The following is a 1,086-nucleotide window of genomic DNA, read 5'->3' on the forward strand; positions in this document are numbered from 1 at the left end:
CCGACTGGTGCGCTTGATACGAAATCTGGTGAGCAAGTTATGGATATTTTTACGAAGCTTAATGCAGAAGGTACAACAATTGTTATGGTTACACATGAAGAGGAAGTAGCAGCGTATTCTTCCCGCCGCATTGTACTGCGAGATGGGAAAATTACAGAAGATAGAAGGTGTGCGGTATGAGTTTACTAGATAGTATGAAAATTGCCTTATCGTCTATTTTAGCTCATAAACTGCGCTCGGCTTTGACGATGCTTGGGATTATTATCGGTGTAGGTTCTATTATTACCGTCGTTGCGATTGGACAAGGTGGGGAAGCTGCACTGAAATCTCAATTTGTTGGGTCAGGTAATCAAACGGTTCCAATTCATTATAGTGCTGATATGAATGATCCTTTTGGCATGGCGATGGTAGAAGCACCGAAAATAACTGAAGAAGATATTTTTGAAATCAAAAAAATTCCAGAAATCTCACATGTTGTAACAACAAATTCAAGTATGGAACCACTTGATATTGAAGATAAAATAGAAATGGTGAGTATTACTGGGTTAGACAATGAGTATTTTTCAGTAAATAAAGTAAAGTTGTTAAAGGGACGTTCTTTACAAGAATCAGATGTGGATCAAGGTAATAACGTTGTCATGATTAGTAAACAAATGGAAGAAAAGGTATTTAAGGATGCTAATCCAGTCGGTAAAATTATTGAAATGAAGGGTCAACCGATGCAAATTATCGGTGTCTACAAATCAGATAACGAGTTTATGGGAATGGGACCATCAGAAGCATTAATTCCAATTTCATTATGGCCGACACTGTATGGAAAAGATGAAATTCAAAATATTTCTGTTCAAGCAAAAAATGTAGATAACTTAGAAAACGCAGGTAAAAAAGCTGCAGATGTCTTAAACAGTCGTAAACCAAGTGATGCAACTGGTAAGTACGAAGTTATGAATTTAAAAGAACTTCAAGAAGGTATTTCAAAGATGACAGGTATTATGACGATGATCATCGGCGGCATTGCTGGTATTTCACTAGTCGTTGGTGGTATTGGTGTTATGAACATTATGCTCGTATCTGTAACAGAACGTA

1 protein-coding gene and 1 pseudogene are annotated in these 1,086 nt (G+C 36.9%); both read left to right on the forward strand.

What is annotated here, in order from left to right; genetic code table 11:
- A pseudogene (locus KI369_RS13795) lies at positions 1 to 180 on the forward strand (ABC transporter ATP-binding protein); the annotation flags it as partial.
- Positions 177 to 1,086: ABC transporter permease (locus KI369_RS13800; protein ID WP_212956324.1), on the forward strand; the 910-nt coding region annotated here is incomplete at its 3' end. The pseudogene KI369_RS13795 and the gene KI369_RS13800, both read left to right, overlap by 4 nt.

Source organism: Bacillus sanguinis, from assembly GCF_018332475.1.
Taxonomy (GTDB): Bacteria; Bacillota; Bacilli; order Bacillales; family Bacillaceae_G; genus Bacillus_A; species Bacillus_A sanguinis.